General features: G+C 33.8%; 8 protein-coding genes. 2 read left to right on the top strand and 6 right to left on the bottom strand.

Annotated features, from left to right (window positions below):
• Positions 1–103: 103 nt before the first annotated feature.
• Positions 104–820 (top strand): LytR/AlgR family response regulator transcription factor, encoded by a 717-nt coding sequence (locus tag GSY47_RS17080; RefSeq protein ID WP_179001578.1) that lies wholly within the window; start codon positions 104–106, stop codon positions 818–820.
• A gap of 88 nt (positions 821–908) precedes the next feature.
• Here the strand turns inward: GSY47_RS17080 and GSY47_RS17085 are convergent, their stop codons facing one another.
• Positions 909–1,427: a gamma carbonic anhydrase family protein gene (locus tag GSY47_RS17085; protein WP_179001580.1), complete on the bottom strand. Its 519-nt coding sequence runs from the start codon at positions 1,425–1,427 to the stop codon at positions 909–911.
• Positions 1,428–1,439: 12 nt separating this feature from the next.
• Entirely contained in the window at positions 1,440–2,432 is a 993-nt protein-coding gene (locus GSY47_RS17090) for a PorP/SprF family type IX secretion system membrane protein (protein WP_179001582.1), read from the bottom strand.
• Positions 2,433–2,575: 143 nt separating this feature from the next.
• Here GSY47_RS17090 and GSY47_RS17095 point away from each other — a divergent pair, with 143 nt between their 5' ends.
• Positions 2,576–3,475 carry a NifU family protein gene (locus tag GSY47_RS17095; protein ID WP_179001584.1) on the top strand — a complete coding sequence of 300 codons (900 nt, stop codon included), beginning with the start codon at positions 2,576–2,578 and terminating at the stop codon, positions 3,473–3,475.
• A gap of 90 nt (positions 3,476–3,565) precedes the next feature.
• On the opposite strand, the gene GSY47_RS17100 is transcribed toward GSY47_RS17095, so the two are convergent.
• The 4 genes from GSY47_RS17100 to GSY47_RS17115 form a co-directional block, all read right to left on the bottom strand.
• Complete coding sequence (locus GSY47_RS17100) at positions 3,566–3,970, bottom strand: hypothetical protein (RefSeq protein ID WP_179001586.1); 405 nt, start codon at positions 3,968–3,970, stop codon at positions 3,566–3,568.
• Between the two features lie 96 nt (positions 3,971–4,066).
• A complete protein-coding gene (locus GSY47_RS17105; RefSeq protein WP_179001588.1) occupies positions 4,067–5,086 on the bottom strand; it encodes a DUF2931 family protein in 1,020 nt (339 codons plus the stop codon).
• A 64-nt stretch (positions 5,087–5,150) separates the two neighbouring features.
• Positions 5,151–6,803, bottom strand: coding sequence for a phospholipase effector Tle1 domain-containing protein (locus GSY47_RS17110; RefSeq protein ID WP_179001590.1), 1,653 nt, complete (start codon positions 6,801–6,803; stop codon positions 5,151–5,153).
• A gap of 2 nt (positions 6,804–6,805) precedes the next feature.
• The coding region (locus GSY47_RS17115; RefSeq protein ID WP_219071488.1) for a phage baseplate assembly protein V at positions 6,806–7,449 on the bottom strand (644 nt) is incomplete at its 5' end.

A 7,449-nucleotide genomic window follows, 5' to 3' on the forward strand; every position in this document is an offset into this window, starting at 1 on the left:
TAATTTCTTAACCAGTATTTTATGAAAATTTTAAAACTTAATTTACTGGTTTAAAATTACTTTTGAATGCCGAAAACAATTTATAAAACTTAATTCTGAAAAAATGAAATGTGTAATTATCGATGACGAACCTTTAGCAGTAGAATTATTGCAGGATTTTGTCAAGAAAGTAGATTCTTTGGAATTAATGAATTCTTTTAACAATGCGATTGACGCTGTTTCATTTATTAATCAGAATAATGTTGACTTGATCTTTTTGGATATCGAAATGCCTCATTTTTCTGGAATTGATTTTATAAATACTATCGAGAAAAAACCTTTGGTCATTTTCACAACTGCCTATTCAGATTATGCCGTAGAAGGTTTTAATCTCGGTGCAGTCGATTATTTGGTAAAACCAATCCCTTTTCATCGATTTTTAAAAGCAGTCGTAAGGGCACAGCAAGTTTTACAGCCGGCTGTTGTTCCGCAAGCTATTTCTGAAACCACAAATGCAACTGAAATCGAACAGGATTTTATGTTTGTCAGAGCAGAATACGAAAATGTGAAATTAAATTTTGCGGACATTCTTTTTATCGAAGGATTAAAGGATTATGTGAAAATTTATACGACAGACAACAAATTTACGCTGACCCTTATCAGTTTAATCAAATTAGAAAATCTGCTTTCCAGCAAAGGTTTTTCGCGAATTCATAGGTCATACATTATCAATATCAAACATGTAAAATCGATTCAAAAAAATAAGGTTTTGATAAGCGATAAAAGAGTTCCAATTAGCGAAAGCTATAAAAATGCCTTTTTTGAGAAAATCAACCTATAGGTTTTCAAATTCCAATAAAAAGAAATTCCAAATTCCAAGGTTCGACGCTTTTGGAATTTGGAATTTCTTTTTATTGGAATTTTAATTTTTATTCTTCGTTTTTGAACCAGCCTGAATACATTACATAATTATTCGAAATGCGTTCAATTTCGCCAGCAAAATCAGATTGATCAATATCTTTTACTTTTTTGGCAGGAACACCTGCATAAATACTTCCAGAAGTTACAACAGTATTTTGAGTTACTACGGCTCCTGCTGCAATAATTGCATTACTTTCTACAACACAATTATCCATAACGATAGCTCCCATTCCAATTAGAACATTATCATGAATAGTACAACCATGTACAATCGCATTATGACCTATCGAAACGTTATTTCCTATTATAGTTGGATGTTTTTTATAAGTACAATGAATGACTGCTCCATCTTGGATGTTTACTTTATTTCCTATTTTAATAAAATTAACATCTCCTCTTACCACTGCATTAAACCAAACACTGCAGGAATCACCAAAAGTAACATCTCCCACAATTGTAGCATTTTCAGCAACATAACAATCCTCTGGAATCTGAGGTGATTTTCCATTTACAGACTTAATCAGCATAAAAAATAATATTTAGTTAACCGCAGGACAGTTACAGTCGTAACGTTCTTTTTTACAGAATAAATTAATCCCCAAAGTAATCTGATGGTAACCACCAGTATCAAATTTCACATCTCCCATTACTTGCGAATAGGTATAAGCAAACATAAAGTTCTTGAAATTAACACCAACTATAGGCGTAAAAAATTGTAATTTTTGAGAAGCTACACCATTATTTCCAGCAAGATACTGTGCTCCATCAAAACCTCTTCTGTATGATAACGCAGCCCAAAGACTTCCAAAGTCCATACTTTTGTACGCTTTTATGTTTAAATCAAGTGTTTTTTCTTTGGTTTTATCGAAATACTGAAAAAGGATTGAAGGTTCCCAGGTAATGTTGTTATTTTTACCAAAAACATATCCGGCACTTAATAAAAACTTTCTCAGATTATCACTTTCATATTCTGTGTATAACTCTCTTCTTGTTTCTAATAAACCCTGAACTGTTGCATGTGCATAAAAGTCCATAAAGTTATACGAAGCTCCAATATCCATATTAAAATAAGAGTCCTTTTGAATAGAACCAAAAACAATAGGGTCAAAAGTTCCTCCAAATTTCGTTTCGTCCAACTGACTTTGTATCAAACCGCCACTGATACCAAAAGAAAGCTGATTCAAATCAATCTCATCTCTCGAAAACATGATATGATGTGCATAAGTCAGTTTAACTCCTTTTTGAGAATGGTAACCATTTTTATCATTAAAAACAATTATACCAGCTCCAGAGCGTTCTCCAACTCTTCCATTAAAACTTAATGTTTGTAAAGTTGGCGCATCTTCTTGTCCGAACCATTGTTTTCTAGCAGTTAATCTAATCTTGGCACAATTGGCTGCACCTGCCATTGAAGGGTGAATTAAGTAATAATTATCTGATAAATAATCTGAATAAACAGGTATTCCTTCTTGTGAATAAGAAAAAAAGGAGGAAATAAGAAAAATTAATAAAACCCTGATTTTAAATTTCATAAAGGCAATTTTGTATCAATATAATTTTCACTCCTGCAATTTAACACGATTTCCTTGAAAAGAGTCTTAATTATTTTATTAAAAAATCAAATATAGGTATTAGTAGAAAATAACTTTAGTAAATTTGCAAAAAATATACTACCATGACAAAAATCACTATAAAAGAAACTCAAAATCCAACTATTTTAAAGTTCGAGTTTGAGGATTTTATTACTCAAAATCAAAACTTTGAGTTCAAAAACATTGATGAGGCTCAGGCTTCTCCTTTGGCTCAACAACTATTCTATTTACCATTCGTTAAGACTGTTTATATATCTGGGAATTTTATTGCTATCGAAAGATACAGCATTGTAGACTGGGATGATGTTAAAGACGCTGTTGCGGAACAAATCAGCTCTTTTGTTGAAAAAGGCGGGGTTATCATTAAAATTGATGAAACTAAAACTAAAAAACAGCCTGTTACAGTTTATGGAGAAACAACTCCAAATCCTTCTGCTTTAAAATTTGTAGTAAGCAGAATGCTGACTCGTAATGCCGTTGAATACAAAAACATCGACCAGACTGCTTCTTCTCCATTAGCTCAGGAATTATTCAAATTCCCTTATGTAAAAGAAATTTTTATTGATGAGAATTATATTTCAGTAACGAAATATGAAATTAATGACTGGTCTGAAATCACTTTAGAATTAAGAACTTTCATTAAACAATTTATTGAAAACGGCGGTACGGTTTTAGACGAAAGTCTGATTCAAACAGCTACAAAAAATGAAGTTACGAAAGATGAAGCCTTTGACAAGTTAGATGTAACATCACAACAAATCATTAATATCTTAGAAGAATATGTTAAACCAGCTGTAGCTGCCGACGGTGGAAACATTGCTTTCGAATCTTACAATGAAGAAGATAAAACGGTAAAAGTACTTTTACAAGGTGCTTGCAGCGGTTGTCCTTCTTCAACCTTTACTTTGAAAAGCGGTATCGAAAATATGCTGAAAAGCATGCTTAATGATGAAGCTATAAAAGTAGAAGCTTCAAATGCTTAAATCTAAAAATTAGATATATCTTTAAAGCGCTTCAAAAGAGGCGCTTTTTTTTACAGAATATATTTGATATTATGGATTTCTATTTAAATTCTATACAAAAAAGAGTGGCGCTATATTATCATCATCTTTTATTACCAGATCAACAAAATCCATAATATGTCGCTGATGATCAAGATAAAATGTACTATTAGCAATTTCCTGAATGGCTTTCATTGGTAATATTGTTACGGTCAAATTATTACTTAAAGTAATTTGCTCTCTATATTTCTTAAATTGTATTTCACTTTTGCCAATTGTAACTTTTAAATTTTTATTGTTTGACATCAAATTACCAAAAGAATCTGTATACATTACCAATATTTCATCTTCAAACTTTACAGTTCGATTAAATATAATTTTTGCTTCTGTTTGCATATTTATAACTACATAGCACTCATAATTTCTTTCAAAAGGAAATATAATCTGAATGTCATCTACTATTTTTTCATAATACATAATCTTTGTTTATTTTATTAACTATTCAAAATTTCTTCAGCCCTTTTATCAATTAAAAACAGTTTTGTTTTTAATTTTTTCTAGCACAACTTCTTTTTACTTCACATTTTTATACATCCTTCCCGACAGCATGCTTGGAGACCAGTCAAATACCCTGATACTGTCTGCTGCAAAAGGCCGGCCGTTGAGCATAAGTTCTACTGTGTTTTCTTTGGATATCTTGATCTGCATATCAATTCTGTCTCCTGAACTTTGAAAAACCTCGTTTACTTTCTGCCAATTGAAATATAAAAATGCCTGTTTTTTTTCTTCATCCTTTTTGCCGGTCATCCAGACTATATTAATTTCAAACGGAACGGCTCTTTCTTTGTAAACAGGATGGTTTATCCAGGGACGAAGCATACATTCTATTTCGCCGTTATAACAAGAACTCTGGAAACCAATAAGTTTTAAATCAGGATTCTCTGAACTTATAATTGGACACCAATGGTAACGGAAGCGGTAATTGTCCCATTTTGCGGGACTGGCATCTTCAAGAAAATATTCTTTAGCTGCTTCATCATATCGATCTGAACTTAATCTGTACTTAGTCAAATATTTTTGCTTTGTTTTTTCTATTACAGCCCTATCTGTTAATATCTCTGCCTGATATCTTCCAAGCTCGATGCGTGTAATGCCAAAATTGAGCCACACCACCACCATACCTTTGGGAGCAAAACCAAAAACAAGATCACTGAAACTTTCATAAGATTTTCCATTGGAAGATTTGTGGTCTCTGCCCAGTCTTTTGTATTCCTCTGTTTCTCCGTTTGCATCATCAATTCTTGCATAGGCCCTTTCCATATAATCTTTAATAGTATCAATAGGAAAATCGACATTTAAACGATAAAAAACATCTTCGTATCGGGAATAATAAACAATATCAGCTCCAACAGGAGTGCCGTGCTGTTTTGTCCAGGTTTTTCCTGAATCTCCCCAACGTCCGGAAGAACTGCCATAAGGCAGACCTGCAGCAACTCCTTCTAAGGTTTTTATCGTATCGTAAATGGGGGTAATTCTGTATTTATTATCTGGCGCAGATATCTCTACACCAAACTCTGGTAAGTTTTTTTTCATTTCGCATCGTATTATTTGAATAAAAAGCAATAGGAACAGTACACTGGATCCAATTTTAAGCAGCCTATCCATTTTGTATGTTACGGGTTCTTTGGGTTGCTATTTTTATGCCACCTAATCTGGGGCCTAAACCAAATTTTGTAGCGCTGGCAGACCAATGCAGGTATTCTCGTCTTAGTTTTTTTAAATCCTTTAGATCAATAAAATCTTGATACCGTATTTTTTTTACTTCGGCTAAGTATTCTTTTACAATATTTTCTCCTTCTTTAAAACTTTTGAAATATTGATTTCTTAAGCGTGTACAGGTATTAATATAATGCACTAATTGCTTGTTTACATTAATCAAAAAAATATCTTTTATTTGATGATCCAAAACCATATCATTAGAATAAATCACATCAAACTGCTTGGAGTAATGAAACATTTGATTGAGTGCTACCTTATCGTAGCTGTTGTGAATCGCTTTTTTTATACCAACCAAGCCGTAATAGCCTGCTGGATTATCATCATACTCTTTTGGTATTGCCTGGGTAAAATCGGTCGTATAAGAATGTATGATATGCAGTTGATCGGGATTGTACCATCCCTCTTCAATGAGTATCTGCTTAAATTTTTCGCATTCCCGATTAAAGTAACGTTCATAAAAAAGATCAACGGTTTCTGAATCGTTCTCTACATAACAGCCCCCAATATCAGAGTGCACTCCCGGCAGGGTAATTTCTATACCGTTTATTCCGGCACTGTCAATATTGGTTAAATCAAAATTATCACGATGCTCATCATCTGCGGCAAACTGCAAAACGAAAGAAGCTTTTTTTACCGCATCTAATCCTAACTGTTTTGTATCGCTATCGATAATATCAACTCCAAAAACCGACACACCTCTATGATTGACTCCATAGGCAGCAACAGTATCGTAAAGTCCTACAAATCTGAAAATAATTTCATTAGGAACAAATTCCTGCTCCGCCAGACAGGCTCCAAAAAAGCCATGTTTCTGCACTAGTGCATCGTTTTTTTCTGTTTTAGTATAAGTTGCTCCCTGGAGACCATAAGGTGGCATAACGGTTGTCTCGCTACTTAACATTGGTGTATTGCTTGTCGTTGGTGTGTTCGCCACATGCAGAAAATGCCTTGCTGCAGTTGCTCCTCTGCTGAAACCATATACATTTACCTCAAGTACCGTAACTTTTCCTGCATATTTTTGCAATTTTTCTCCTGCGAAAAAACAAGCTTTGGTTACTTTGGCTTTAACTCCTCGTTCTCCTTCTCCCATAGGAATTCCTGAGTTGTCAGGCATATTTCCAAAAAAAGTAGTTTCACTTTCCAAATCTTCCGTACCAATTCCTTCTATATAAATGCATACTTGATTTTCTGCATTTGGGTCTACAGCATCATAACCTCGGGCTACATTAGAATAATCATTGGTATAACTGTCGTCTAGATGGTTGGAGTTTTCATGTTCTTTTCCTGCTTCTGTGTTAGTTTTATTATTTTGTGTTCCGTCAAAAAATAAGTTTAGCCGTACTGTTTTTTCATTAGAAAGCGAATCGTCAGGATGCAGAGGTTCGTAATCATGATAATTCATACCTTCTTTTCCATACTGGATATTATGTTTCGCCGCAGCAATCGTCAAATCTCCTTCTGTGGCACGTATTTCTATATTACCTGTTGCAGTTTTGGTTAGCTTTCCTTCAATAATACTTATTTTACTCATAATTATCCATTTTTAGAAGTTTCTCCACTGTGATTGTTTACGTTTTTTGCACCAAGTATGGTAACACTTTCTTCACTACTGTTTACTAATATTTCTTTAGCTCTTTCTTTAATATCTTTGCTTTCTGTTTCTTTATTTCCTTTTATCCATTCAGTCATGCTTCCTACAACAGTAAGCATGAAATTAAATCCTATTGTAAGATATTTTGAGCCTGTTATTTTTTCTGTATAATCCCCTCCAATAGTATCGGTTTTATTAAGTCCAACATTGGTGCGCATATTTTGCCCTGCACTGAGAATAATATCTTCACCAGCTTCCAATTCAATATTTTTAGGCGCTTTAAATCTTATATTACCATCACCGTGAACAACTGCTATTGTCTGGCCTTTCTGGCTTTCAATTGTAATGTCGCCTGTAGCGTCATCAGAAATTATTCTGTTGCCACTTCTGGTCTGCAGCACTTTCAAATCATTATTAGGTGTGCTGTAGCCGGAATTTGCCTGCCCATTATACTGAGCCCCTATAACAAACGGACACTCAACATTTCCTCCTTCAAAACCCACTAAAACTTCCTCTCCAATTTCAGGAATAAAATAGAAGCCTTTTCCGTTTCCAGAATGGGGCTGTATCATTCGCATCCAGTCGC

Origin of the sequence: Flavobacterium quisquiliarum (genome assembly GCF_019308285.1) — a bacterium.
Lineage (GTDB): Bacteria > Bacteroidota > Bacteroidia > Flavobacteriales > Flavobacteriaceae > Flavobacterium > Flavobacterium quisquiliarum.

Bases quoted from the DNA above. Each gene is read 5' to 3' on its own strand.
- GSY47_RS17110 (WP_179001590.1), bottom strand. From the start codon at position 6,803: ATGAGTAAAATAAGTATTATTGAAGGAAAGCTAACCAAAACTGCAACA.
- GSY47_RS17090 (WP_179001582.1), bottom strand. From the start codon at position 2,432: ATGAAATTTAAAATCAGGGTTTTATTAATTTTTCTTATTTCCTCCTTT.
- GSY47_RS17085 (WP_179001580.1), bottom strand. From the start codon at position 1,427: ATGCTGATTAAGTCTGTAAATGGAAAATCACCTCAGATTCCAGAGGAT.
- GSY47_RS17095 (WP_179001584.1), top strand. From the start codon at position 2,576: ATGACAAAAATCACTATAAAAGAAACTCAAAATCCAACTATTTTAAAG.
- GSY47_RS17080 (WP_179001578.1), top strand. From the start codon at position 104: ATGAAATGTGTAATTATCGATGACGAACCTTTAGCAGTAGAATTATTG.
- GSY47_RS17100 (WP_179001586.1), bottom strand. From the start codon at position 3,970: ATGTATTATGAAAAAATAGTAGATGACATTCAGATTATATTTCCTTTT.
- GSY47_RS17105 (WP_179001588.1), bottom strand. From the start codon at position 5,086: ATGAAAAAAAACTTACCAGAGTTTGGTGTAGAGATATCTGCGCCAGAT.